This is a genomic window from Shewanella marisflavi, from assembly GCF_002215585.1.
GTDB lineage: Bacteria > Pseudomonadota > Gammaproteobacteria > Enterobacterales > Shewanellaceae > Shewanella > Shewanella marisflavi.
Genome location: NZ_CP022272.1, coordinates 4,176,084 through 4,201,116 on the forward strand (window position 1 = coordinate 4,176,084; position 25,033 = coordinate 4,201,116).

A 25,033-nucleotide genomic window follows, 5' to 3' on the forward strand; every position below is an offset into this window, starting at 1 on the left:
CGTTTATGCCTCGGTTACGCCTTAGCGGCATAGAGTGCCTTACGCTCACTATCCGAGATAAAGGCCATTTCGACACCGTTGCGTTGCAATTGAGCCAGCTCAGCGTCGCTAAAGCCCATCTCCTGCTTCACAGTACGATATTCATGCTTAATATCGATCGCACTAACACCGGGATCATCGGTATTTAGACCAATCAAGACACCGGCCTCCATAAAGGTCCGCAGTGGATGCTCCTGGTAGCTGGTAACAGTTGAGGTATGCAGGTTACTGGTAGGGCAAGACTCGATTCCGATCTTATTCGCCACCAGGTACTCCATCAGCTTAGGATCATGGATAGCATTCACGCCGTGGCCAATACGGGTCGCACCAAGCTCAGTGATCGCCTGCCACATACTCTCTGCACCAGCAGCCTCACCAGCGTGGGCAGTAATGGCTAAGCCGGCATCACGCACTTTCTTAAAGTGGTCGTTAAACAGAGCACCAGGGAAGCCTAGTTCATCCCCCGCTAAGTCCATCGCCACCAGGTGCTGCCTATGGGCCAGTAGGGCCTCAAGCTCTTGCATACAGGCCGCCTGACCAAAGGAACGCGACATGATGCCGATCAGGTTGATCTTCACATCATGCTCCTTGATACCCGCTTTAACCCCATCGATAACGGCTTCAACCACACCTTCAATCGGTAATTTGTGGTTCATCGCCATATAGTAAGGACTGAAACGTAGCTCAGCATAATCGAGCCCAGATATCGCCGCATCGGCAACGTTTTCATAGGCAACACGTTTAACCGCATCAAGATCGGCAAGAACGGCAACCATCCAGTCTAGCTTTTTCAAAAAAGCGACCAGACTCGACTCTTTACCCTGAATTTGAACGAAAGGCGCTAAACCTTCTAAAGTCTCTGAAGGCAACGCTATGTTATGTTGATGGCCAAGTTCCCATATCGTTTCCACCCTGACGTTACCATCAAGGTGACGATGCAGATCCACCAACGGAATGGATGTATCAATCATATTTAACCCCTATGTGAACCCTTCAGCCAATATTATTTTTTGTTTGGTCTGAAGTTGTTGCAACTATAACACGCATTTTTTAGCGGCATGCATAACTTATGTTCAGCTTTCAATTGATCTTTGTTACAAGTTTTGCAGAAAATTTCTCCGCAATACGGGTGATCCCTAAAATTGAATATTGCATAATCATGACACCCACTCCTGGGCGAATAATAATCACAACAACAGGAACACTTATGTATAGACCCTTAGCTCCCTGCCTACTCATACTTAGCCTCAGTGCCTGCCAAATGGCTCCCTCTAACGATGCCGTCAATACACCTCAAGTCGCAACTCAAGGCAGCGAACAAGCACTACAGAGTATCATTAAAGATGCTTGGCAGCTTAGAGTAGAGTCTAGTCCAGAAATGGCCTATGCAAGGGGAGATAAGACTGCGGCAGGAAAACTAGAAGATCTTTCTCCGGAAGCGCTGGCGCGAATGAATACCGCTAATCTTGCCCTCTTGGCCCGCCTAACAGCATTAGATCTCTCGACACTGGATCAAGAAGCCCGTATCAACGCCCAGATACTGCAATATCAACTGCAAAACAGTGTCGATCTCTATCGTTTTCACGACCATTACTTGCCCATTACCGCTGAGAGTGGCTTTCACGCCTATATAGCCTCGATGGCCAAAGGCAATTTCAATACCGAAGAAGATTACCTGAACTACCTGAGCAAGCTTAAGGCACTACCTAAGTATTTTGACCAGCAAACCTACTGGCTCAAACAGGGATTAGCAGAGGGGATCACTCCCGCCAAAGTGGTATTAACCGGCTTCGAAGATAGTATTAGCGCCTTTATTGTGCCGGTTGATCAAAGTGGTTATTACAAACCCTTTACTCAATTTCCGAAGCACTTCACCACGGCACAGCGCGGCAAGATGGAAGCCGAAGGCAAGCGTTTAATTGAACAGCTTGTACTACCTAGTTATCAAGCCTTCTATGATTTTATGACCCAGGAATATATTCCTGGTGCAAGGCAGAGCATTGCGGCGGCAGATCTCCCCGATGGCAAAGCCTTCTATGAAAACCGCGTGCGCTATTACACCACTCTGCCGATGACCGCCGACGAGGTTCATCAACTTGGACTTAAAGAGGTCAAACGCATCCGCGACGAGATGCAGACTATCATCGACAAGCTCGGCTATCAGGGTGACTTTGCCGACTTTTTGCATTTCCTACGTACCGATCCTCAATTCTACGCCACCACGCCAGAAGAGCTGCTGAAAGAAGCCGCCTTTATCGCCAAGAAGGCCGACGCCATGCTGCCAAAGTATTTCGGCAAACTTCCGCGCACGCCTTACGGCATTCAAGAGGTTCCTGCAGAGATCGCCCCTAAATACACTACAGGACGTTATTCAGGCTCCAACAGTGATGATCAAGCCGGTTACTATTGGGTCAACACCTACGCCCTAGACAAACGACCACTCTATGAAATGGAGGCGCTCACCCTACACGAAGCCGTTCCGGGCCATCACCTGCAGATCTCCCTCAATAAGGAACTCACCTCGCTGCCCGAATTTCGTCGCTATAGCTATATCTCGGCCTTTGGTGAAGGCTGGGGACTTTACTCAGAGTATCTGGGGTTGGAAGGCGGTTTCTACCAAGACCCTTACAGCAACTTTGGCCGCCTGACCTATGAGATGTGGCGCGCTGCCCGCCTGGTGGTCGATACAGGCATGCATGCCAAGGGCTGGACTCGTCAACAGGCGATCGACTTTATGGCCAGCAATACCGCGCTGTCACTACACAATGTCACTACTGAGATTGACAGGTATATCTCTTGGCCTGGGCAAGCTCTATCCTACAAGATTGGTGAGCTGACCATTAAGCGCTTGCGGGCAAAGGCCGAAGCCGAGTTAGGCGACAAGTTTGATATCCGTGCCTTTCACGATGCCATACTCGCTAATGGCTCTGTCCCCATGGCAATACTTGAGCAGCAGATAGACGACTTTATCAAGACGCAAACCAAGCTGTAATGTGCACCTCTGGCGCCTGCGAAGGCGTCAGAGGACTCGCTTTGAGCACCTAGCATTAATCCCGATAAGATATCGTGCTACACTCTAGCTCTCTTTTCTTAATCTATGCGTCCAATGTCTACAGCCCTCGATTCAGTCTCCGTCCCAAGCTTCAGTTTCTCTAGCGAACAACAAGACAACAGCAAGCAGATAAACACCTTTTGGCAAGGAGTAAAGCAGGGCGAGTTGACGACAATCGATAATCTGAAGCTGGCCTACTGCGCTGCACTGAATCCAGATTCAAACCGGGCAATAGTGATCAGTAGTGGACGGGTGGAAGCCTATGTTAAATACCAAGAGCTCATCTTTGACCTCTACCAGTTAGGCTATAGCGTCTACGCTATCGACCACAGAGGACAAGGTCTCTCCTCCAGGCTAACCGATAACCCGCATCAGGGACATGTAGAAAAGTTTTCTGACTATGTACAAGACTTTGCGCTATTTATCGAAACCATAGTCAAAGCCAATCATCATGACAGCCTGTTCCTCGTGGGTCATTCCATGGGCGGTACCATTGCCACCCTGTATCTTCAGCAGGCCCCCCATGTGTTCAACGCGGCTGTGTTATCCGCCCCCATGTACGGCATCTGCCTACCCATGCCGAAGCGCTTTGTACGCTGGCTCGTTCAACGACTCGATAATGGCTCAACTAGGCAGCCAAACTATGTCTTGAGCGGCAAGAACTACTCTCCAGAGCCCTTCGAAGCCAATGATTTGACTCACAGTGCGATACGCTATCAAGCATATCGCCGCCTGTATGAAACCTATCCACAGCTGCAACTCGGCTCACCCACCAATCGCTGGTTAGCCGAATCCCTTGATGCCAGTGAACAAGCGGTGGTGGCGGCCAAGCATAGCCAAATACCCTTGCTTATTTTGCAAGCCGAAGAAGATTCTATTGTGGAAAACCAGGCACAAGAGGCTGCCGTAGGCGGACTATGTCAGCTTAAGGTAATCGCCAATGCCCGCCATGAAATTTTTATGGAATGCGATGGCGCCCGCAATCAGGCGCTCAGTTATCTCGCGGAGTTTCTCGACTCAAACGCTTGATTTAACGCGTTGCTCCGCCAGACGACCTAACAGTCTACTCAACTCCTCTCCTGGCATTGGACGATGGAAAAGATAGCCCTGGTATAAGTCACACTGGTAGCGTTGCAGCTGATCGAATTGAGACTGTATCTCAACCCCCTCTGCAACAAACGCCAGTCCTAGGCTATGGGACATATCGATCATGGCTTTCACAATAGAGGCTGACGCCTCGCCATTACCCATGTCCCTGATAAAACTAGCATCTAGCTTAAGTCGATTAAGTGGTAATTCTTGTAAATAACTCAGCGAACTATAGCCGGTACCAAAATCATCAACGGCAATACTGATCCCCGCCTCTCTAAGCAAGTTCATGGTTTGCCTAACCTGCTGCAGATCCGTAAGCAATACATGTTCAGTCAACTCAAGCTCAATATGGTGGGGGCTAACTCCCTGCTCAGTCAACAGCGCAAGCAAATTAGGGGCGAACTCATCTTGGTGAAATTGACGCGCGCTGACATTAATCGACACCATAGGGGCATTAATATTCTGTGCTTTCAATTCGCGAATAAAACGACAGGCCTCTAACAACACCCACTCACCTAACTCAATAATCAACGAGCTGCCTTCGGCTACAGGGATAAAGTCAGCCGGTGAAATAGCACCGTGTTGCGGATGATGCCAGCGTAACAAGGCTTCGACAGAGGCAATATCTCCCTTAGCGTTAATCAAGGGCTGATAGGAGAGTGACAATTGATGCCGCGACACGGCATGCACCAACTCGGTTCGGATCATTAAATTTTGAGCGGCTCGCTTATCCATCTCGCTGCAGTAAACCACACAGGCATCTCTTCCACTTTCCTTGGCTTGGGCTAACGCCATGTTGACTCGTTTGAACTGCTGCTCAGGCAAGATGCCTTCGCTGGGGTCGATAACCGCAATGCCGACACTCGCAGACAAGTTAAAGGTATGGCCACTAATATGGAAACTACGTGCGATCAACTGGCGCATCTGGCTCGCCAGAGCTTGAGCCCGACGCTGTGCTCCAAGCAGATCTTCAGGAAGCTTCTTCACTAACACCACAAATTCGTCAGCCCCAAGACGGGCTATCAGGGAGTTCGATGCAAAATAACTCGAAAGTCTGGCAGCGATCTGGATTAATAACCTATCGCCACCATGATGGCCCAATGCATCATTGACCACCTTAAAGTTATCCAGGTCCAACATAAAGAGTGCTGCACACGCGCCAGTGTCTTCTTGTTGGCTATAAAGTGCGTCCATTAATGCACGGCGATTGGCCAAATCCGTCAAGGGGTCATGTTTCGCCTGATGCAAGGCAGCCTTTTGATTGCGAATGTCTTCGGTAACATCTGAGAGCGTACCTATCATGCGGACGGGCTTCCCCTTCTCATCCCACTCTACCGTCATCCCCCTATCTAAGACCCAGATGTAGTGCCCCTGCTTATGGCGCAAGCGATGGACACTTTCAAACTCCTCGCTCTCCCCCCTAAGATAATCATTCAAATTATCAAAAATTGAGGTCTTATCTTCTGGGTGTAAGCGACTCTCCCAGCTGCTGAGTTCTGGCGCTAACTCTTCTGGGCCATAACCCAGCATATCCTGCCAGCGATCGGATAAAAACAAACTGTCATCTTCGAGATTCCAATCCCAAATCCCATATCGAGAGACCTCAACCGCAAATAACCACCTTTGTTCGCTGTCTTTAAGCTGTTTAGCACCTAGTTGAAATCTATCCTTAAACTGGCTCAAATTACTCGCTAGGCCATCCAACTCTATAAACGGCGAGTTCACTGAATCGCGCTTTACCTCACGCTGTCCAAGCGACGCGGCTTCACTGCTTAGCCGGCTAATTGGCAATAATAGAAAGTAATACAATAAGCTAAGCAAGACTAGAGTCGCAGACAAAGCTAACCCACCTATCCGCGCCAGACTTGCAAACACCTGCTCATCACTCGCAGCAAGCAAAGGTGCCATATCGTACTCAAGGTAAATAAGCTCGGGACGCTCAACAGACATTGGAGAAATAGCGGGAGTAATAGGGTAATAGGCTTGTATCGACTGGCGCTTATCGTTAAAAAAAAGGTTAGGCTGACCAATGGCTACACTCTCACCATGCACCTGGGTAGCATAACCGTCAATGACCAACTGCGCCGAACTGCCGCGCCACACACCATGGTTAGCAAAACGAATCTTGCCCTCACGATCGATCAGGGTATAAACAGAAAACCAAATATCACTGCCGATCAGCGCAAGTTCTTCTTCGACTCGAGAAAAGTCCTGTTTCTTGGCAGCCATACCCACTAGGTGATTCATTTTCATTAACTGTTGCGATAGGGCGACTATCTGAGCGTTAGAGACCTGATCACGCCCCTGTTGCCTTTCGATGAAGTAGGCTGTGGTGATAAAAATCGCAAACAGCAAGATACACACTAACGGTGCAAAAATAATTAGCGAGGGTCGTGAGAAATATTTCAGCAAAGCCACCACACCTAAAAGAAACGGTCATCAGACATCACACATCTTATCAATAGAGGATCTACTGCATGTGCTCGCGTCGATTATGCCACAATTAAGTTAGCTCGTGGCTAAACATTATTGCTTTTGAATATATGTATATGAGTACCAGTTTGAACCAGAGACAGAGTTCAGCACAAGACAGCTAGTAAATCATCCGTCCCCGCCTTACAAATCGCTACAAGGAAGCAAAAATCACTCCTACTAACTACTTGATTAAGATACGGCTCAGTTCCAATAGCGATGATTTAAAATCCTTTGCTAACTTTAAATTGGCAAGACAGAGTGAGGATAGGGCGACTAAAGCCCAAAACCAAAGAGCCCAGGCAAGGCTTATGAGCAAAAGAAGCTAGGGCTTTGCCTAAATATCACCGGACGCATATCGCGAAGCGATGTGCTCATGCGCGCGAAGTGTCAACGTAGCCGGGGCGGACGGGACTCGGATGCTTGTGCCTTCGACACGCGAGACAGGGTAAATAGGCATCGTCATAAGCCCTAAGTGCCGATAAGTAATCATTTTCTATATGACTAAGCTTCTTATCTCATGACGCACTAGCTCACGATAACCTAAATGTTTCAAAGCGATAAAACGAAAAAAGCCCTAGCATTTCTGCTAGGGCTTTCGTCTTAATGTTGGCGGAGCGGACGGGACTCGAACCCGCGACCCCCGGCGTGACAGGCCGGTATTCTAACCAACTGAACTACCGCTCCTTTAGTAAAACGCTTACGCGGGATACTAAATTAGGCGCCTGGAAATGACCTACTCTCACATGGGGAGACCCCACACTACCATCGGCGCGATTGCGTTTCACTTCTGAGTTCGGGATGGGATCAGGTGGGACCACAATGCTATGGTTTCCAGACAAATTCGGAAATTTAGAAAGCTGTACTCTTTATTCAAGAGCTAATTTGAGTTCGCACTTCAATCAAGTACTTGTATTCTTCTGATTCAGTAACCATTATTACGACCTCCATGGATGGAGGAAGTGCCAAGAAATGATTGGACTCATTTCCGGTACTTTGCAGTAAAAACCCTTTTGGGTTGTATGGTTAAGCCTCACGAGTCATTAGTACAGGTTAGCTCAACGCCTCACAACGCTTACACACCCTGCCTATCAACGTCCTAGTCTCGGACGGCTCTTTAGAGACCTTAAAGGTCTAGGGATGACTCATCTTAGGGCTCGCTTCCCGCTTAGATGCTTTCAGCGGTTATCGATTCCGAACGTAGCTACCGGGCAATGCCATTGGCATGACAACCCGAACACCAGCGGTTCGTCCACTCCGGTCCTCTCGTACTAGGAGCAGCTCCCTTCAATCATCCAACGCCCACGGCAGATAGGGACCGAACTGTCTCACGACGTTCTGAACCCAGCTCGCGTACCACTTTAAATGGCGAACAGCCATACCCTTGGGACCGACTTCAGCCCCAGGATGTGATGAGCCGACATCGAGGTGCCAAACACCGCCGTCGATATGAACTCTTGGGCGGTATCAGCCTGTTATCCCCGGAGTACCTTTTATCCGTTGAGCGATGGCCCTTCCATTCAGAACCACCGGATCACTATGACCTACTTTCGTACCTGCTCGACGTGTCTGTCTCGCAGTTAAGCTGGCTTATGCCATTGCACTAACCGTACGATGTCCGACCGTACTTAGCCAACCTTCGTGCTCCTCCGTTACTCTTTGGGAGGAGACCGCCCCAGTCAAACTACCCACCAGGCACTGTCCTCAACCCCGATTCAGGGACCAGAGTTAGAACATCAACACTACAAGGGTGGTATTTCAAGGACGACTCCACACAAACTAGCGTTCATGCTTCAAAGTCTCCCACCTATCCTACACATGTAGGGTCAATGTTCAGTGCCAAGCTATAGTAAAGGTTCACGGGGTCTTTCCGTCTAGCCGCGGGTATACGGCATCTTCACCGCAATTTCAACTTCACTGAGTCTCGGCTGGAGACAGCGTGGCCATCATTACGCCATTCGTGCAGGTCGGAACTTACCCGACAAGGAATTTCGCTACCTTAGGACCGTTATAGTTACGGCCGCCGTTTACCGGGGCTTCGATCATGAGCTTCTCCGAAGATAACCCAATCAATTAACCTTCCGGCACCGGGCAGGCGTCACACCGTATACGTCATCTTGCGATTTTGCACAGTGCTGTGTTTTTGATAAACAGTTGCAGCCACCTGGTATCTGCGACTCCCAGCAGCTTAGAGAGCAAGTCTCATCACCGCCAGGAGCGTACCTTCTCCCGAAGTTACGGTACCATTTTGCCTAGTTCCTTCAGCCGAGTTCTCTCAAGCGCCTTGGTATTCTCTACCCGACCACCTGTGTCGGTTTGGGGTACGATTCCTGCTAACCTGAAGCTTAGAAGATTTTCCTGGAAGCATGGCATCAACTACTTCAGTTCCGTAGAACCTCGTCATCAACTCTCAGTATTAGGTACCCGGATTTGCCTAAGTACCCTACCTACAGTCTTAAACGCGGACAACCAACGCCGCGCTAGCCTAGCCTTCTCCGTCTCTCCATCGCAGTTAGCAGAAGTACGGGAATATTAACCCGTTTCCCATCGACTACGCCTTTCGGCCTCGCCTTAGGGGTCGACTTACCCTGCCCCGATTAACGTTGGACAGGAACCCTTGGTCTTTCGGCGTGGAGGTTTTTCACCCCCATTATCGTTACTCATGTCAGCATTCGCACTTCTGATACCTCCAGCGTGGGTTACCCCTTCACCTTCAACGGCTTACAGAACGCTCCTCTACCGCACCAGCGCAAGCGCTAGTACCCATAGCTTCGGTGTATTGCTTAGCCCCGTTAAATCTTCCGCGCAGGCCGACTCGACTAGTGAGCTATTACGCTTTCTTTAAATGATGGCTGCTTCTAAGCCAACATCCTAGCTGTCTAAGCCTTCCCACATCGTTTCCCACTTAGCAATAACTTTGGGACCTTAGCTGATGGTCTGGGTTGTTTCCCTTTTCACGACGGACGTTAGCACCCGCCGTGTGTCTCCCGAGTAGTACTCATTGGTATTCGGAGTTTGCAAAGGGTTGGTAAGTCGGGATGACCCCCTAGCCTTAACAGTGCTCTACCCCCAATGGTATTCGCTCGAGGCGCTACCTAAATAGCTTTCGAGGAGAACCAGATATCTCCCGGTTTGATTGGCCTTTCACCCCCAGCCACAAGTCATCACCGCATTTTTCAACATACGTGTGTTCGGTCCTCCAGTTGATGTTACTCAACCTTCAACCTGCCCATGGCTAGATCACCGGGTTTCGGGTCTACACCTTGCAACTAAACGCGCAGTTAACACTCGGTTTCCCTACGGCTCCGCTATTCGCTTAACCTCGCTACAAAATGTAAGTCGCTGACCCATTATACAAAAGGTACGCAGTCACGGTCTCAAGAACCGCTCCCACTGCTTGTACGTATACGGTTTCAGGTTCTATTTCACTCCCCTCACAGGGGTTCTTTTCGCCTTTCCCTCACGGTACTGGTTCACTATCGGTCAGTCAGGAGTATTTAGCCTTGGAGGATGGTCCCCCCATATTCGAACAAGATATCACGTGTCCCGTCCTACTCGTTTTCACCTAAAGTTAGTTTTCATGTACGGGGCTATCACCCTGTATCGCTGTGCTTTCCAACACATTCCACTAACACCCTCTAGGCTTAAGGGCTAATCCCCGTTCGCTCGCCGCTACTAGGGGAATCTCGGTTGATTTCTTTTCCTAAGGGTACTTAGATGTTTCAGTTCCCCTCGTTCGCCTCATTAAGCTATGTATTCACTTAATGATGACAGCTTATGCTGCCGGGTTTCCCCATTCGGACATCGTTAGCTCAAATGCTTGTTACTAGCTCGCCAACGCTTTTCGCAAGTTACTACGTCCTTCATCGCCTCTGACTGCCAAGGCATCCACCGTATACGCTTAGTCACTTAACCATACAACCCAAATGAGTTTCATCTGAGTCGCATCGCAACTAATGGTTTCAACTTTCGCCAAAAGAATACTCAATGCACTTGATTAAAGTGTGTTTTGAGAACTCAATTATTTTTTCGCGCTAATGCTACAAATAATCACGTACAAGTACGTCACTATCCCTTTCACATTAACACTATCAGCTTTCCAAATTTTTAAAGAACAAGCATCGTCGCTCGGACGTGCCACTCGCTCTAACAAGAACAAGTTATCTGTGTGAACACTCAACAAGCACTAAATCAATCGTATAGGTAAGGAGGTGATCCAGCCCCAGGTTCCCCTAGGGCTACCTTGTTACGACTTCACCCCAGTCATGAACCACACCGTGGTAAACGCCCTCCCGAAGGTTAAGCTATCTACTTCTGGTGCAGCCCACTCCCATGGTGTGACGGGCGGTGTGTACAAGGCCCGGGAACGTATTCACCGTGGCATTCTGATCCACGATTACTAGCGATTCCGACTTCATGGAGTCGAGTTGCAGACTCCAATCCGGACTACGACGAGCTTTCTGAGATTAGCTCCACCTCGCGGCTTCGCAACCCTCTGTACTCGCCATTGTAGCACGTGTGTAGCCCTACTCGTAAGGGCCATGATGACTTGACGTCGTCCCCACCTTCCTCCGGTTTATCACCGGCAGTCTCCCTAAAGTTCCCGGCATGACCCGCTGGCAAGTAAGGATAAGGGTTGCGCTCGTTGCGGGACTTAACCCAACATTTCACAACACGAGCTGACGACAGCCATGCAGCACCTGTCTCAGAGTTCCCGAAGGCACTAAGCTATCTCTAGCGAATTCTCTGGATGTCAAGAGTAGGTAAGGTTCTTCGCGTTGCATCGAATTAAACCACATGCTCCACCGCTTGTGCGGGCCCCCGTCAATTCATTTGAGTTTTAACCTTGCGGCCGTACTCCCCAGGCGGTCTACTTAATGCGTTAGCTTGAGAACCCAGTGTTCAAGACACCAAATTCCGAGTAGACATCGTTTACGGCGTGGACTACCAGGGTATCTAATCCTGTTTGCTCCCCACGCTTTCGTACCTGAGCGTCAGTCTTTGTCCAGGGGGCCGCCTTCGCCACCGGTATTCCTTCAGATCTCTACGCATTTCACCGCTACACCTGAAATTCTACCCCCCTCTACAAGACTCTAGTTTGCCAGTTCGAAATGCAGTTCCCAGGTTGAGCCCGGGGCTTTCACATCTCGCTTAACAAACCGCCTGCGTACGCTTTACGCCCAGTAATTCCGATTAACGCTTGCACCCCTCGTATTACCGCGGCTGCTGGCACGAAGTTAGCCGGTGCTTCTTCTGCGAGTAACGTCACAGCTAAGTGCTATTAACACTTAACCTTTCCTCCTCGCTGAAAGTGCTTTACAACCCGAAGGCCTTCTTCACACACGCGGCATGGCTGCATCAGGCTTGCGCCCATTGTGCAATATTCCCCACTGCTGCCTCCCGTAGGAGTCTGGGCCGTGTCTCAGTCCCAGTGTGGCTGATCATCCTCTCAGAACAGCTAGGGATCGTCGCCTAGGTGAGCCATTACCTCACCTACTAGCTAATCCCACCTAGGTACATCCAATCGCAGAAGGCCCGAAGGTCCCCTCTTTTCCCCCGTAGGGCGTATGCGGTATTAGCAGTCGTTTCCAACTGTTATCCCCCTCGACTGGGCAGTTCCCTAGGCATTACTCACCCGTCCGCCGCTCGTCAGCAAAGAAAGCAAGCTTTCTTCCTGTTACCGCTCGACTTGCATGTGTTAGGCCTGCCGCCAGCGTTCAATCTGAGCCATGATCAAACTCTTCAATTAAAGTTTTGTTGAAGCTGAAAGCTTCGGCTCAATGAATTCTGATTCATTTAAACGACTCGGAAGAATCATCTAAATGTTTGTACATATTGCTATGAACATTCATCGTTGCATTGAGATATAAATCGTTTTCGATTAACTCAACACCTGTGAATGTCCACACAGATTTCTTGTTTCATCTTGTTAAAGAACGTTCGCCTCATACTGGAGTCCAGCGGGCTAGGGCTGCGTATTCTACGCTTCTCCCTGTCGGCGTCAAGTGATTTTTAAGAAGTTTTTCAACTTTTCACTCTTACCATCTGAAGGCTGTTATCATCGCTAAGCGACGCTGTTTGCCGTGTCAGTGGGAGCGCATTATAGGGAGCAGAAACTTTTACGCAAGGGCTTTTTTCAAGAAAAGTGCTACTTTTGCATTGTTTGCATGCTTTTTAGCCTGACCAGCTACTTTTTACCCATTATACTGGGCTATCCTCACTCTTTTAGCCGTTTTAAGGACCAAGCCGTGACAAAATCAATCCGTGCTTATAAGGGCGTCAGCCCGAAATTTGATGCCAGTGTATATATTGACGAGGCTTGCGTACTTGTCGGAGATATCACATTAGATACAGATGCCAGCATCTGGCCTTTGGTCGCCGCTCGTGGCGATGTAAATCATATAAAGATAGGCAAACGTTCAAATGTGCAAGATGGCACTGTGCTACATGTCACCCGTAAATCGGCATCTCGTCCCGAAGGACATCCACTCTTAATCGGCGATGACGTTACCATAGGTCATAAGGCGATGTTACATGGCTGCCGCGTCGGTAATCGTATCCTTATCGGTATGGGGGCCATCATCTTAGATGGTGCCATTATCGAAGACGATGTGATCTTAGGCGCAGGCTCCTTAGTACCACCGGGTAAGACACTCGAGAGCGGACACCTTTATGTAGGTAGCCCCGCCAAGAAGGTAAGAGCATTGACCGAGGCCGAGATTAAATTTTTACCGGAATCGGCAGACAATTATGTACGTCTCAAAAATGAATATATTGAAGAGGCATTACAGGATTTGCCAACCTAAGCAAAGATTGGGGAATTGCACTCGATCCTTTTGGCGCCGGAGGCCCGGCGCCAAGATACCCAGATTAAGGCAATATTAGTCGACTCGTTCGACCTGGATATGGCCTTGAACATCAAATGATTCCTGCTCAATTAACTTCTCGGCCTGCTCCTCAATGTCGAAGCGGTACTGCTCAAACAGCATGATTGCCTGCTCGCTGTTGTTAATCTTCTCTGCCGCAAGATGCTCCAATACCTTTTGCCCTATATAGCAGTCAATCACGACCCCTTGTTGCTGCGCCGTAAAATGGATCGCGTTTAAGCTAGGCTCCCAGCTTAGATGTTCGGTAAATATGATGCTTTGATTCATGGCTTTTCACCCCTATCGCCATTAAGGATCATGACGTTGCCGTTAACTCGCTACGCAACTTATCAATGACAGGTTGCACCTCGGGTTCAACCCCACGCCAGATGGCGAAACTTTTCGCGGCCTGCCCCACCAGCATTCCTAGCCCATCAATCGTCATGACAACCCCTAGATCACTCGCCCATCGATTAAAGGCGGTAACCTCACGGCCATACATCATATCGTAACACACCGAATGTGAGTCGATGATAGCCTCTGGCAGTGCTGGCAGCTCACCGCTCAAACTGGCAGAGGTAGAGTTGATCACCAGATCGAAGCTATGGGTCAGCTCGGCTAAGGTTTTCGCCTCGACAGCTCCATAAGTATTAAAGGTGGCCGCTAGCTGCTCCGCCTTACTCTGAGTACGATTATGAATTGCCAAAGACTTTATGCCGGCATTCAGTAACGGCAATATGGCACCACGGGCTGCGCCACCAGCACCTATAAGCAGCACGCTTTTCCCACTTAATGATCCTAGATGACGGGTTAAATCGGCAACCAATCCCAGGCCATCGGTGTTATCTCCCTTAATACGACCATCTGGTAACAGGCTCAGAGTATTGACTGCGCCGGCAAGCCTAGCCTCCTGTCCAAGACAGTCGCACAGGGCAAAGGCCTGCTCTTTGAATGGCAGGGTCACATTGGCTCCCTTACCACCTTCAACGAAAAAGGTCTGCAAAGACTCTGCAAAGCCATCCAGCGGCGCCAAAATCGCTTCATAGGAGACAGACTCTCCGGTAGAGGCTGCAAACATTTGATGAATAAAAGGGGATTTACTATGGCCTATGGGGTGACCAAACACCGCGTACCTATCCGGCGTGACCTCTTGCGTCATGGGAAACTCGTCTCTGTGACTCCTGATGCCCTCAGTCTACTTAGCTTTTCTCGCTAAGCAAAGGGCATCGCCATGCATTATCTTCACAGGCGTCCGGATTGATTGCTGACGGAGAATAGGCTAGTGTGCCGCTCAACGACACCCTTTAGAGCAAGAGATACGGCGAGAGAGTCAGATGAAGTGGTTAAAAAAGTTGATAACTAAACCTGCGGCCGAACGGGATCCACAGCAATCCAACGCCTACGATAGGATTGGTGGTGAAAAGGTTATTCGAGCGCTCGCCAAACAGTTCTACCAGCAGATGCAAACCAATCCTGAGACGCAGAGCTTACTTGCCATGCATAGCGCACCAATTGCCGAATCTGAGCAGAAGCTGTTTGAATTTCTGAGTGGCTGGCTAGGGGGCCCGCAGCTGTATCATCAACGTCATGGTCACCCGGCGCTACGTGCCAGACATATGCCCTTTAGCATAGATGAAGCGATGCGCGATCAATGGCTTCTGTGCATGGAGCGAGCCCTGGCGATAGAGATAAAAGAACCGCAACATAGAGAAGCGATCTACCAGGCGATATCCACACTGGCCGACCACATGCGCAACCAATGATGTTGTCGCTGTGATAGAAAAAGGGCTCAATCGAGCCCTTTGTTATTCTAGAGGGCTTACGCCTCTAACCACTCTCTTGGCGTTAGAAAATCTGTATAGAGTTTGGCTTCAGGGCTGCCAGCCTCGGGCGCGTAGGCATATTGCCAGCGCACCAACGGCGGCATAGACATCAGGATAGACTCGGTGCGCCCGCCGGTTTGCAGGCCAAAGAGTGTGCCTCTGTCGTACACTAAGTTAAACTCCACGTAACGACCACGGCGATAAAGCTGGAAGTCACGCTCGCGCTCGCCATACGCGGTCTCTTTGCGCTTCTTAACGATAGGCGCATAAGCTTTTAAGAAACCCTCACCCACCGCCTGCATAAAGGCAAAGCTGTTTTCAAACCCTGGCTCGTTAAGATCGTCGAAGAAGAGTCCGCCGACACCACGGGTCTCGTTACGATGGGGCAGGAAGAAATACTCGTCGCACCACTTCTTATATTTAGGATAAACGTCCTCACCGAAAGGCTCACATAACGCCTTGGCGCTCTGATGCCAAGCCACGACATCCTCTTCAAACGGGTAATAGGGGGTTAGGTCGAAACCGCCACCAAACCACCAGACAGGATCGGCGCCCTCTTTTTCGGCAATAAAGAAACGTACATTGGCATGGGTTGTCGGCACGTAAGGGTTATTGGGGTGGATAACCAATGAGACGCCCATGGCTTCGAAACTGCGTCCGGCCAATTCGGGGCGATGGGCTGTCGCCGATGCAGGCATGGCCGCCCCCGTGACATGGGAAAAGTTAACTCCCGCCTGCTCAAATACCCTGCCCTGTGTCAGTACACGACTCGTGCCACCACCGCCCTCTTCGCGCGTCCAGGAATCAGCCACAAATTTGGCCTCACCGTCGAGTTGTTCCAAACCGTCACAAATCCTTTGCTGCAGTTCGAGTAAGAAGGCTTTGACTTGAGTGGCATCGGGCTTCATAAAAATTCCTTGTTATGGTTATCGTAAAATTTTACCGCTAATCACATCGATAATGGTGGATGGCTTTGGCTCTGCACCCAAACTTCCTGCCACCAACCCATCTATCTTGCCATCAAACTGCCTGATCACCTCTTGCGCAGTCATGGCTGGATCTTCGCCGGTCAAGTTGGCGCTGGTCGAGACGATGGGCTTACCCAGGGCCTGGCATAACGCCTGCACGCCAGCATGGTTGGAGACTCGTACCGCCAGTGAATCGAACTGGCCACTCAACAGCTTGGATAACCCTGGCTGCTTGGGCATGATAAAGGTGAATGGACCCGGCCACTTGCTAAAGGCAAACTCTAGCTGCCGCTCAGTGAGCACAGACTGATCGATATAGGGTGTCAATTGAGAAAAGTCGCTGGCGACCAGAATCAATCCCTTTTGCCAGGGGCGCTGCTTTAAATCCAGCAGCTTCTGAATCGCCTCATCATTGTCGGGATCACAACCCAACCCATAAACGGCTTCGGTCGGATAGGCAATAACGCCTCCCTGCATAACCGTTTCAACTAGGGCACAAGGATCTTGCTGTAACATGTCATCTTACCTTGCAGTGTTCAGTCAGGGTCAACTTGACCATATTTGTCGAGATTATACAGACAAAGCTAATACGAACAATGCTGGAAAGCCGCTTAAGGCAGAGGACGTTTATACTTGCAAGCCTTTTGAGGACATTCGAGACGCATCCCCGCAGCGCCCTTGCGTTCAACCAAAAGACCAAAACCGCAGTCGGGGCAGGTTTCCTTCACCGGAGGGTAATTCACCAAAAACTTGCACTTAGGATAGGCACTACAGGCGTAAAAGCTTTTACCGAAACGGCTGGTTCTATGTTCCATAACGCCCTTATGACAGCTAGGACAGGGAATCGCCTCGGCCTGATCTTCCTGATCATGCTTCTCGATATGTTTACAGTCTGGATATCGGGTACAACCGATAAAAATACCAAATCGACCCGATTTTACCGCCAATTCGGCGCCACACTCCGGGCACTCAGAACCTTCGATCACCTGGGTCTCAATAGACTCATGGTGCACCAAGGGGCGGGTATAGTCACAACTTGGATAGTTGTTGCAGCCAATGAAACCACCATGCTTACTGTTTTTTACCGACAGCTCACAGCCACACTTAGGACAGAGTTCATACTCTTTCTCAAGCGCATGCTCGTGTGAACTGAACAGCTGATCATCTATCTTGGACATGGTTTTCTCTGCAAACTTGGATGCTGGCCATTTTACCAAGCTCGGCATCACCTTGGGAATCTAATCTAGGGTTAATTATAACTAGTCTTCTTTGTTGCATTGAAATATATTGTATACAAAACAACAAGGAGACTCTATGCTTCACCCATCACTTCGCGCGCTTTTACTTCTCGGGCCTAGCCTATTACTCGGCTGTAGCACAACCCCTCAGCAGCCAAGCCCTGCTTTCACTGACGAACTGCGCGCCTTGCCTCAACAACAACTCTTTAGTCATGATAATCCTTTGCTCGATAAGGCCAACTTCGAGCGGTCTGTGCAAGCCATAAACCAGCGTCAGGATGAGGAGAGCCTGGACGCTCTGCTCTATTACCTTAGGGCTTTTAGCTATTTCGGTCCCACTGATACGCTGACCGACACTGACTACGCCGCACTCACGAGTGCGCTGAGTCAACTGGGCAGAAGCAAGCTGATCGCTCAATCACCCAGATTGCAGGAGCATTTTGCCGTCACCCTATATCGTTACTACGACAATGACGAGCACGCCGAGCAGCTAGGTAGATTGTTGCCTTTGCTCAACCAGCAACTCGCACGCACCAGCAAGCAATCGCCGAGTCAGGCCTCAGATTATGCACTCTGGGAGACCTTGAGAGCCTATGGCATGCTACTGAACGTTGCGCGCAAACAACCTGATGGCGCACTCCATCAGCAATTGATTGCCGCCGAGCTGGATAAGCCCCTGTTCGACTATGCGGCCTCACCACTCAGTCTGCGCGATCAACAAGATTGGCCCAGAGTCAATGCCTATTGGGCACTGGGGTTATACCGTCTGGCGCTACCCAGCAGCGAAGAGGGAAAAACGACCGCAGCCGAACAGGCACTAGACGATGCCATGGCCAGGCTCGCCGAAAGGGATGTCGCCCAGCGGGGAGAGGCCGCCAAGACCACCTATACCTTGGGCTATCATGTTAATGCCTTCGCCGGGCAGGAAGCCTGTATAAACCGCAGCACGATTTGCCAGATCCCTGAGCTGTCGCAAATCTTACCGATACGCCATCAATGCTCAGAGAGCCTGTATATCTTGGCGCAAGATCTGACGCCAGGAGAACTGTCGATGAGCTGTACTAAGCTCACCTCGCAGGAGGCAAACTTTCATCAACTCCTCAAGACTCAACACCAAGCGACAGCCAATGACTACAATAATGCGCTGCAGGTTGTGGCCTTTAAAAACTGGAGTCAGTACAACGCCTATGGTCAGCTTCTATTTGATATCAGCACAGATAACGGCGGCATGTATATCGAGGGCACACCGTCGAACCCTGACAATCAGGCCAGCTTCTTTGCCTATCGCCAGTATTGGATTGCGCCCGAGTTTGCCATCTGGAACCTCAACCATGAGTATATCCATTACCTTGACGGCAGATTCGTGAAATATGGCGGTTTCGGCCACTTCCCTAGCAAGTTGGTGTGGTGGTCGGAAGGGCTGGCCGAATACGTTTCCAAGGGTAACGACAACCCATCGACCCTAAAGGTAATTAAAGCCAAACTCACTGAGGCACCGGATCTTAAAACCATCTTCGCCACTGAATATAAGGATGGCCTCGACAGAACCTACAAGTGGAGTTACATGGCCATTCGATTCCTGGCCGAACATCACCCTGAAGCTTTAGTAAAACTTAGTCACTACCTAAAGACAGATTACTTCGAAGGGTATGAAAAACTGCTCGATGAGCTAAGTAAGGAACAAGCGGCCTTCTCAACCTGGTTGACTGATCAGGTCGCCGATTTTAACGAGGGCGAAAGCGACAACACTCCCAAGATTAACAGACTCAATCGCTACGCCTATCGTGACTACCTGATACCGGCCCATCTTAAAATAAATCAAGCGCATCAACACTTTTAGCCTGCCATTAAAAAAGGAGGCCCAGGCCTCCTTCTCTATATCCGAATCGAGTCAATTAAGAGTGTAACCGACCATCTGGCTGTTCAAAGATCAGATCTTCCATCTGTTCATAGGCCGACTCATTACCCGGTACATTAAACAACACCATCAGGATCACCCACTTAAGATCTTCTAAAATCAGTGCTGGCTCATCCAGCTCCATTACACGATCGATCACCATCTCGCGCAGCTCGACATTCAGCACCTTAATCTGCTCTAAGAAGAGTAAGAAGCCACGACACTCAACGTCTAACTTATCCATCTCGGCCTGAGTATAGATACGGAAAGAGTGTTGATCATGATTACATAGGTAGGGTTGATCACTTTCTTGTAGCGACGCCAAGTGTTCCAACCAGGCCAACGCCTTGATGATCGCAGATTGATGAAAACCAGCGCGTGTCAGCTCTTGGGTTAACTCGTCTTCATCGACCAGTAATTCGACCTCACTGTGCACATAGTTTTCAAATAGATACATGAGGATATCGAACATGGCTAGCTCCTCTTAAGTCTTATATAACCACCGGGTACAGCTGAAACCCAACCTTGTAGTTCAAGTTCAAGCAACTGCTCTAATACTAGCTCTATCGTTTTTCCACTATGCTCGACCACCACATCTAATGGTGTGGCCTCATAACCTACACTAGCTAACAGCGAGGCAAATGGCAAATCAGAAGCTAACTCCTCCCCTATATGGTGACGACGATGCAACTCTTCAAGGTGAAAGTTTGATAAAGCTGCAACCTCTTCAATAATATCGGCGACGCACTCCACTAATTTAGCGCCATCTCGTAACAAATCATGACAGCCTTGGTGATCCCCTGCCAAGATATTACCCGGCACAGCAAACACCTCGCGACCCTGTTCAAGCGCCAAACGCGCAGTGATAAGCGAACCACTCTTACGCGCCGCTTCGACGACAACCACACCTAATGACAGCCCGCTAATGATGCGATTGCGCTTGGGGAAATTGCCGGCATAGGGTTTCACTTGGGGCCAAAACTCGCTGATCACACAACCCGACTGCTGAATCTTGTCATAAATGGGCCTATGACGCTTAGGATAGATAACCTCTGCACCGGTCCCAAGCACGGCCAGGGTTACTCCATTTGCATCCAGCACGCCCTGGTGCGCCGCGCCATCTATTCCAGCTGCCATACCACTGGTGACGCCAATTCCGCTCGCCGCCAACTCTTGCGCCAGTTGATAGCTTACCGCTAATCCTGATTGCGAAGCCGCACGGCTGCCAACCATGGCGATGCTAGGTAACATTAAGGCGTTGATATCACCTTTAACAAAAAGCACTGGCGGAGGATCGCAAATCTGTAGGAGTAGACTGGGATAGAAAGGATCTTGAGGGCAAAGCAGATGATGATGGGGCGCGGCGTCTTGCCAATCTAACGCTTGTTCGACCAGCGAAAAGTCAGGCGATAACGCCCCTTTTAATAGGCGCTCAGGCAAGGGCAATGCATCGGGTTCATGCTCCAGTCTTTGCCTGAGCTCCGCTACATCCATGTAGTTTAATAATTGTTTCACCCGGGCTGGTCCTAACCCGGGTACAGCACAAACAACTAGCCAATCGACCAGTTTTGTTTCAATGGCACTACTCGCTTGCTAACAGGGTATCCGGTTGCACCAACTTGTCATGCACGCGCACCGGCTTCTCATTGATCAGAATAAGCCCCATGCTGACTCGGTCAAATACCTTAAACACCATGAGTTTGCCACGATAGATATCTGGCATCTTCACTGCATTATCAGACGAGATACTGGCCAACATCTGTTCATAGGCACTGCGGTCGGTCGGCTGCACCGGCTTACCTTCACCGTCGATAACGACCTCGGCACCATCTCGGAAGATTGAGAACACATGGCCGGGCTCGACACCATCTTGGCTGCCACGGTCGATATAGACCACATCGAGTTTGCCCATGGCGCGCACATCTTTCTCTGAGGCGAGCACTGTACCCGGCGTCGTCGCGGCCTTAGGCATAAAGTAGGCTGACATCAAAGAGTCATCCTCAATAGGCAGTACCCGATAACCCGCCTTGGTCTCGCGCATATTGCTCAGGAGACGTACTTTAGAGACAGGTCCAGACTCGATCACTCGGCCGCTGGCAGCCAAAATCACCTCCAGCCCCAAATCATCGCCAGACTCTGCATCCTCAAACTGACGACCCTTGGCGTAAACACCAAATTTGTCACCCAGAGTCAGCTCACCTTGGACATAGATAACATCGTCAGTCACATGGTGCCTAGACTCACTCTCGCCGCCCATAACCATAGGTTGTTCATCGAACCACTCGTCGTCAACCACACGGTTTTGCACCAGATAGGGCTGAATCAGGCTAAGGTCTACGGCAGGAATCGCGCCACCTTTGGGCAAGACACGTCCTTCGGGACTCTTGCGAACATGAGGCTTGACGACCAACCTAGGTTCACCGTCGATAAAGACTAATGTCAGCCTGTCTCCTGGATAAATAAGGTGCGGGTTGGCGATCTGTGGGTTGGCCCCCCAGAGCTTAGGCCAACGCCAAGGGTCCTTAAGAAAATGAGCTGATATATCCCAAAGGGTATCGCCTTTCTGCACCACATACGAATCGGGATGACCGGACTTCAATGTCAAGGTATCCGCGACAACTAACGAACTACTAAAAATCATTAAACCGAGTAAAATTAGTCGTTTCATGGGGGTATCCATGCTGTTTGCCCTTTATATAGAGCTTTTACTGTTATTGAATGCCACTAAGGATTAAAATTAACCCATTAGCCTAAGTCAGTATAACCAACTGTCTCGAATTTGACAGACTTGTTAAGAGTTTATGTATGAGTTTACTAAAAGTTTTACGCTTCCCCGATGAGCGCTTACGCACGATTGCCAAGCCAATTACAGAATTTAACGCTGAGCTTCAGACACAAATCGATAATATGTTCGAAACCATGTATGAAGAGAAGGGAATTGGTCTGGCAGCGACCCAGGTTGATTATCATCATCAATTAATCGTCATGGACCTGCAAGATGACGTAGAACGCCCTAAGGTTTTCATTAATTTGGAGATAATTGAGAAAAGTGGCGATTTTTGCAACGAAGAAGGCTGTCTGTCGGTGCCTGGCATCTACGCCAAAGTCGACCGTGCCGAATTTGTCACCATCAAAGCGTTGGACAGAGATGGCAACGAGTTCACTTTAGAGGCTGATGGCCTATTCGCTATCTGCCTGCAACATGAGCTTGACCACCTCAATGGCAAACTGTTTGTCGACTACCTCTCGCCCCTCAAGCGTCAGCGTATCAAACAGAAACTCGAAAAAGCCGCTCGCCTCGAAGCCAAACAAGGATAAGCCTCATTTGAAACCACTCAAGATACTCTTTGCGGGCACGCCAGATTTTGCGGCACGCCATTTACAAGCGTTAATCGATTCAGAACATCCGGTTATCGGGGTTTACTCCCAACCAGACCGACCCGCGGGCCGAGGCAAGAAGCTACAGGCCAGCCCGGTAAAGGCTTTGGCACTCGAGCATGATATTCCCGTCTACCAGCCCGTGAGCCTGAGAAACGAGGAAGCCCAGGCAGAACTCGCTGCTCTCGGTGCCGACATCATGGTGGTTGTCGCCTACGGGCTTATCTTACCCCAGGTAGTACTCGACACTCCAAGACTGGGTTGTATCAATGTTCATGGTTCAATTTTGCCCCGCTGGCGCGGCGCAGCGCCGATACAAAGAGCACTCTGGGCTGGCGATGAAGCAACAGGCGTGACCATAATGCAGATGGATATCGGCCTGGATACTGGCGATATGTTGCTTAAGACCCACCTGCCTATCGAAGACAGTGACACCTCTGCCAGCCTTTATGAGAAACTGGCCGAGCAGGGGCCAAGCGCTCTGATTCAGGCGCTAGAAGGTCTGGCCGAAGGCAGTCTCACACCCGAGCCACAAGATGAAGCCTTGGCCAACTACGCCGAGAAACTCAGCAAAGAAGAGGCATTGATTGACTGGCGCAAGCCGGCGCAGCAGTTGTGGCGTGAAGTCCGCGCCTTTAATCCTTGGCCCGCCAGCCACTTTCCTCACCAAGATGCCGTGATCAAGGTATGGCAGGCCAGCGTGTCTCACGAAACAAGCCAGCAGGCCCCTGGCACTATCATCAGCGCGGATAAGCAGGGCATAGCGGTGGCCACTGGCGAAGGCGCGCTCATCCTTGAGGTGATACAGCTGCCGGGTAAGAAAGCCATGCCGGTCGCCGACATACTCAATTCCCGTGGTGACTGGTTTACACCTGGCACGCAACTGCAAGGTGTCGAGACGTCAGACGAGGCGAAGGCATGAAGAATCTACGTGCCCTAGCCGCTCATGTCGTCTTTCAAGTATTGGAAAAAGGGGTTTCTCTGTCGGTGGCCTTGCCGGAACAGCAACAGCGACTCTCGAGCGGCAAAGACAAGGCGCTACTGGCCGAACTCTGCTACGGCGTGATGCGCCACCTACCTCAGCTCGATAAGCTGGTGAGTGATTGCATGAGCAAGCCGCTCAAAGGCAAGCAGCGGATCGTGCACCAATTATTACTTGTCGGCAGCTATCAACTCTACTTTACCCGCATCCCGAGCCACGCGGCGATCTCTGAGACAGCCGAAGCCTGTCGTCAGCTCAAGTTTGAGGGACTGGTCAAGGTAGTCAACGGCGTACTGCGTAATCTGCAGCGTAACCAGAAATCACTGCCAGAAGATAATGAGACGCTAGCCTTTAACACTCCCGCCTGGTTGATCAAACGCCTCAAGGCCGCCTATCCAGACAGCTGGCAAGAAGTGATCGCCCAGAGCCATCAACGCCCGCCTATGTGGCTGCGTAACAATCAGTTATCCCAGAGCCGGGAACACTATCTGGCACAGCTGGCCGAACAGGAGATAGGGGCAACAGCAGGAATGAGTGACAACGCTATTCTGCTAGAGAGTCCAAAAGATGTTAGCCTGCTACCCGGCTTTGCTGACGGCGCAGCCTCGGTACAAGATGGTGCCGCTCAGTGGGCCGCCAGTCTGTTAGCTCCCCAAGCTAATGAGCTGATTCTCGATGCCTGCGCCGCCCCTGGCGGCAAGAGCTGTCATCTGCTGGAAAGTGAGCCAAGCATAGAGCTGGTTGCGGTCGATTTCGATGCCAAACGCCTGGAACGGGTGCAGCAGAACCTTGACAGATTAAACCTTAAAGCCAAGTTGGTGCATGGCGACGCCGCCAAGATAGACACCTGGTGGCAGGGCGATAAATTTGATCGCATCCTGCTGGACGCACCTTGCTCCGCCACAGGCGTGATCCGTCGTCATCCCGACATCAAGTGGCTCAGAAAGCAGGCCGATATCGAAGAGCTGGCCACATTGCAGTCACAAATTTTGGATCATTGCTGGCAGTGGCTCAAACCCGGTGGCACACTCTTGTATGCTACATGCTCAATTTTACCGCAAGAAAACGCCGAGCAGATCGACGCATTCTTAGCGAGAACCCAAGACGCAACCCTGGTTCCTATCGCACAACAGCAAAACCGCGATGACATTGGCTGGCAAATCATACCTGGCCAGGACAATATGGATGGGTTTTACTACGCTCGCTTGGTTAAGGGATAACGTTAG

General features: G+C 50.2%; 18 protein-coding genes, 1 tRNA gene and 3 rRNA genes. 8 read left to right on the forward strand and 14 right to left on the reverse strand.

Going from position 1 to position 25,033, the window contains the following annotated elements:
* Positions 1–14: 14 nt before the first annotated feature.
* Positions 15–1,010, reverse strand: coding sequence for an adenosine deaminase (gene add, locus CFF01_RS18435; RefSeq protein ID WP_088905762.1), 996 nt, complete (start codon positions 1,008–1,010; stop codon positions 15–17).
* Positions 1,011–1,300: 290 nt separating this feature from the next.
* Here add and CFF01_RS18440 point away from each other — a divergent pair, with 290 nt between their 5' ends.
* Positions 1,301–3,031, forward strand: coding sequence for a DUF885 domain-containing protein (locus tag CFF01_RS18440; protein WP_408640524.1), 1,731 nt, complete (start codon positions 1,301–1,303; stop codon positions 3,029–3,031).
* 114 nt (positions 3,032–3,145) lie between these two features.
* Positions 3,146–4,120, forward strand: a complete 975-nt coding sequence (locus CFF01_RS18445) for an alpha/beta fold hydrolase (protein ID WP_088906005.1) — start codon at positions 3,146–3,148, stop codon at positions 4,118–4,120.
* Here CFF01_RS18445 and CFF01_RS18450 read toward each other — a convergent pair.
* The 5 genes from CFF01_RS18450 to CFF01_RS18470 all read right to left on the reverse strand — a co-directional run bounded on the left by CFF01_RS18450 (position 4,109) and on the right by CFF01_RS18470 (position 12,404).
* Positions 4,109–6,547, reverse strand: a complete 2,439-nt coding sequence (locus CFF01_RS18450; protein ID WP_232479578.1) for a putative bifunctional diguanylate cyclase/phosphodiesterase — start codon at positions 6,545–6,547, stop codon at positions 4,109–4,111. The genes CFF01_RS18445 and CFF01_RS18450 overlap by 12 nt on opposite strands.
* A 718-nt stretch (positions 6,548–7,265) precedes the next feature.
* A tRNA-Asp gene (locus tag CFF01_RS18455) sits at positions 7,266–7,342 on the reverse strand.
* Positions 7,343–7,378: 36 nt separating this feature from the next.
* A 5S ribosomal RNA gene (gene rrf / locus CFF01_RS18460) occupies positions 7,379–7,494 on the reverse strand.
* Between the two features lie 183 nt (positions 7,495–7,677).
* Positions 7,678–10,570: ribosomal RNA gene (locus tag CFF01_RS18465) — 23S ribosomal RNA — on the reverse strand.
* 289 nt (positions 10,571–10,859) lie between these two features.
* Positions 10,860–12,404, reverse strand: a 16S ribosomal RNA gene (locus tag CFF01_RS18470).
* The 16S, 23S and 5S rRNA genes sit together here with 1 tRNA gene alongside, the layout of an rRNA operon.
* 499 nt (positions 12,405–12,903) lie before the next feature.
* Between CFF01_RS18470 and CFF01_RS18475 the strand changes: the two genes are divergently transcribed.
* On the forward strand, positions 12,904–13,461 hold the full coding sequence (locus CFF01_RS18475; protein ID WP_088906006.1) for a gamma carbonic anhydrase family protein: 558 nt from the start codon (positions 12,904–12,906) through the stop codon (positions 13,459–13,461).
* A 75-nt stretch (positions 13,462–13,536) separates the two neighbouring features.
* Here CFF01_RS18475 and CFF01_RS18480 read toward each other — a convergent pair whose 3' ends face one another.
* Together CFF01_RS18480 and aroE are read right to left on the reverse strand one after the other, a co-directional pair.
* Entirely contained in the window at positions 13,537–13,809 is a 273-nt protein-coding gene (locus CFF01_RS18480; RefSeq protein ID WP_033540443.1) for a DUF1488 family protein, read from the reverse strand.
* 28 nt (positions 13,810–13,837) lie between these two features.
* Complete coding sequence (gene aroE, locus CFF01_RS18485; RefSeq protein WP_088905765.1) at positions 13,838–14,680, reverse strand: shikimate dehydrogenase; 843 nt, start codon at positions 14,678–14,680, stop codon at positions 13,838–13,840.
* 175 nt (positions 14,681–14,855) lie between these two features.
* Between aroE and CFF01_RS18490 the strand changes: the two genes are divergently transcribed.
* The gene (locus tag CFF01_RS18490; protein ID WP_088905766.1) at positions 14,856–15,284 is read left to right on the forward strand and encodes a group II truncated hemoglobin; all 429 of its coding nucleotides are present in this window, start codon (positions 14,856–14,858) and stop codon (positions 15,282–15,284) included.
* Positions 15,285–15,340: 56 nt separating this feature from the next.
* Here CFF01_RS18490 and hemF read toward each other — a convergent pair whose 3' ends face one another.
* The 3 genes from hemF to CFF01_RS18505 all read right to left on the reverse strand — a co-directional run bounded on the left by hemF (position 15,341) and on the right by CFF01_RS18505 (position 17,490).
* Positions 15,341–16,252: an oxygen-dependent coproporphyrinogen oxidase gene (hemF, locus tag CFF01_RS18495; protein ID WP_088905767.1), complete on the reverse strand. Its 912-nt coding sequence runs from the start codon at positions 16,250–16,252 to the stop codon at positions 15,341–15,343.
* An 18-nt stretch (positions 16,253–16,270) separates the two neighbouring features.
* Entirely contained in the window at positions 16,271–16,828 is a 558-nt protein-coding gene (locus CFF01_RS18500) for an L-threonylcarbamoyladenylate synthase (RefSeq protein WP_088905768.1), read from the reverse strand.
* 95 nt (positions 16,829–16,923) lie between these two features.
* Positions 16,924–17,490 (reverse strand): DNA topoisomerase family protein, encoded by a 567-nt coding sequence (locus CFF01_RS18505; protein ID WP_033540493.1) that lies wholly within the window; start codon positions 17,488–17,490, stop codon positions 16,924–16,926.
* Positions 17,491–17,626: 136 nt separating this feature from the next.
* Here CFF01_RS18505 and CFF01_RS18510 point away from each other — a divergent pair, with 136 nt between their 5' ends.
* On the forward strand, positions 17,627–19,390 hold the full coding sequence (locus CFF01_RS18510) for a collagenase (RefSeq protein WP_088905769.1): 1,764 nt from the start codon (positions 17,627–17,629) through the stop codon (positions 19,388–19,390).
* A 55-nt stretch (positions 19,391–19,445) separates the two neighbouring features.
* On the opposite strand, the gene CFF01_RS18515 is transcribed toward CFF01_RS18510, so the two are convergent.
* From CFF01_RS18515 to CFF01_RS18525, 3 genes are all read right to left on the reverse strand, one after another.
* Complete coding sequence (locus CFF01_RS18515; protein ID WP_033540449.1) at positions 19,446–19,919, reverse strand: DUF494 family protein; 474 nt, start codon at positions 19,917–19,919, stop codon at positions 19,446–19,448.
* Between the two features lie 2 nt (positions 19,920–19,921).
* On the reverse strand, positions 19,922–20,962 hold the full coding sequence (dprA, locus tag CFF01_RS18520; RefSeq protein WP_456299953.1) for a DNA-processing protein DprA: 1,041 nt from the start codon (positions 20,960–20,962) through the stop codon (positions 19,922–19,924).
* Positions 20,963–21,029: 67 nt separating this feature from the next.
* A complete protein-coding gene (locus CFF01_RS18525; RefSeq protein ID WP_088905771.1) occupies positions 21,030–22,127 on the reverse strand; it encodes a LysM peptidoglycan-binding domain-containing protein in 1,098 nt (365 codons plus the stop codon).
* A 125-nt stretch (positions 22,128–22,252) separates the two neighbouring features.
* Here CFF01_RS18525 and def point away from each other — a divergent pair, with 125 nt between their 5' ends.
* The 3 genes from def to rsmB are packed head-to-tail and all read left to right on the forward strand — an operon-like array spanning position 22,253 to position 25,027.
* Entirely contained in the window at positions 22,253–22,765 is a 513-nt protein-coding gene (def, locus tag CFF01_RS18530) for a peptide deformylase (RefSeq protein WP_011867530.1), read from the forward strand.
* Positions 22,766–22,772: 7 nt separating this feature from the next.
* Entirely contained in the window at positions 22,773–23,747 is a 975-nt protein-coding gene (fmt, locus tag CFF01_RS18535) for a methionyl-tRNA formyltransferase (RefSeq protein WP_088905772.1), read from the forward strand.
* Positions 23,744–25,027, forward strand: a complete 1,284-nt coding sequence (gene rsmB / locus CFF01_RS18540; protein WP_088905773.1) for a 16S rRNA (cytosine(967)-C(5))-methyltransferase RsmB — start codon at positions 23,744–23,746, stop codon at positions 25,025–25,027. The genes fmt and rsmB overlap by 4 nt, the downstream gene beginning before the upstream one ends.
* Positions 25,028–25,033 lie beyond the last annotated feature (6 nt).

Coding starts and splice junctions, on each gene's coding strand:
- add (WP_088905762.1), bottom strand. CDS start 1,010: ATGATTGATACATCCATTCCGTTGGTGGATCTGCATCGTCACCTTGAT.
- CFF01_RS18440 (WP_408640524.1), top strand. CDS start 1,301: ATGGCTCCCTCTAACGATGCCGTCAATACACCTCAAGTCGCAACTCAA.
- CFF01_RS18445 (WP_088906005.1), top strand. CDS start 3,146: ATGTCTACAGCCCTCGATTCAGTCTCCGTCCCAAGCTTCAGTTTCTCT.
- CFF01_RS18480 (WP_033540443.1), bottom strand. CDS start 13,809: ATGAATCAAAGCATCATATTTACCGAACATCTAAGCTGGGAGCCTAGC.
- aroE (WP_088905765.1), bottom strand. CDS start 14,680: ATGACGCAAGAGGTCACGCCGGATAGGTACGCGGTGTTTGGTCACCCC.
- CFF01_RS18490 (WP_088905766.1), top strand. CDS start 14,856: ATGAAGTGGTTAAAAAAGTTGATAACTAAACCTGCGGCCGAACGGGAT.
- hemF (WP_088905767.1), bottom strand. CDS start 16,252: ATGAAGCCCGATGCCACTCAAGTCAAAGCCTTCTTACTCGAACTGCAG.
- CFF01_RS18500 (WP_088905768.1), bottom strand. CDS start 16,828: ATGTTACAGCAAGATCCTTGTGCCCTAGTTGAAACGGTTATGCAGGGA.
- CFF01_RS18505 (WP_033540493.1), bottom strand. CDS start 17,490: ATGTCCAAGATAGATGATCAGCTGTTCAGTTCACACGAGCATGCGCTT.
- CFF01_RS18510 (WP_088905769.1), top strand. CDS start 17,627: ATGCTTCACCCATCACTTCGCGCGCTTTTACTTCTCGGGCCTAGCCTA.
- CFF01_RS18515 (WP_033540449.1), bottom strand. CDS start 19,919: ATGTTCGATATCCTCATGTATCTATTTGAAAACTATGTGCACAGTGAG.
- CFF01_RS18525 (WP_088905771.1), bottom strand. CDS start 22,127: ATGGATACCCCCATGAAACGACTAATTTTACTCGGTTTAATGATTTTT.
- def (WP_011867530.1), top strand. CDS start 22,253: ATGAGTTTACTAAAAGTTTTACGCTTCCCCGATGAGCGCTTACGCACG.
- rsmB (WP_088905773.1), top strand. CDS start 23,744: ATGAAGAATCTACGTGCCCTAGCCGCTCATGTCGTCTTTCAAGTATTG.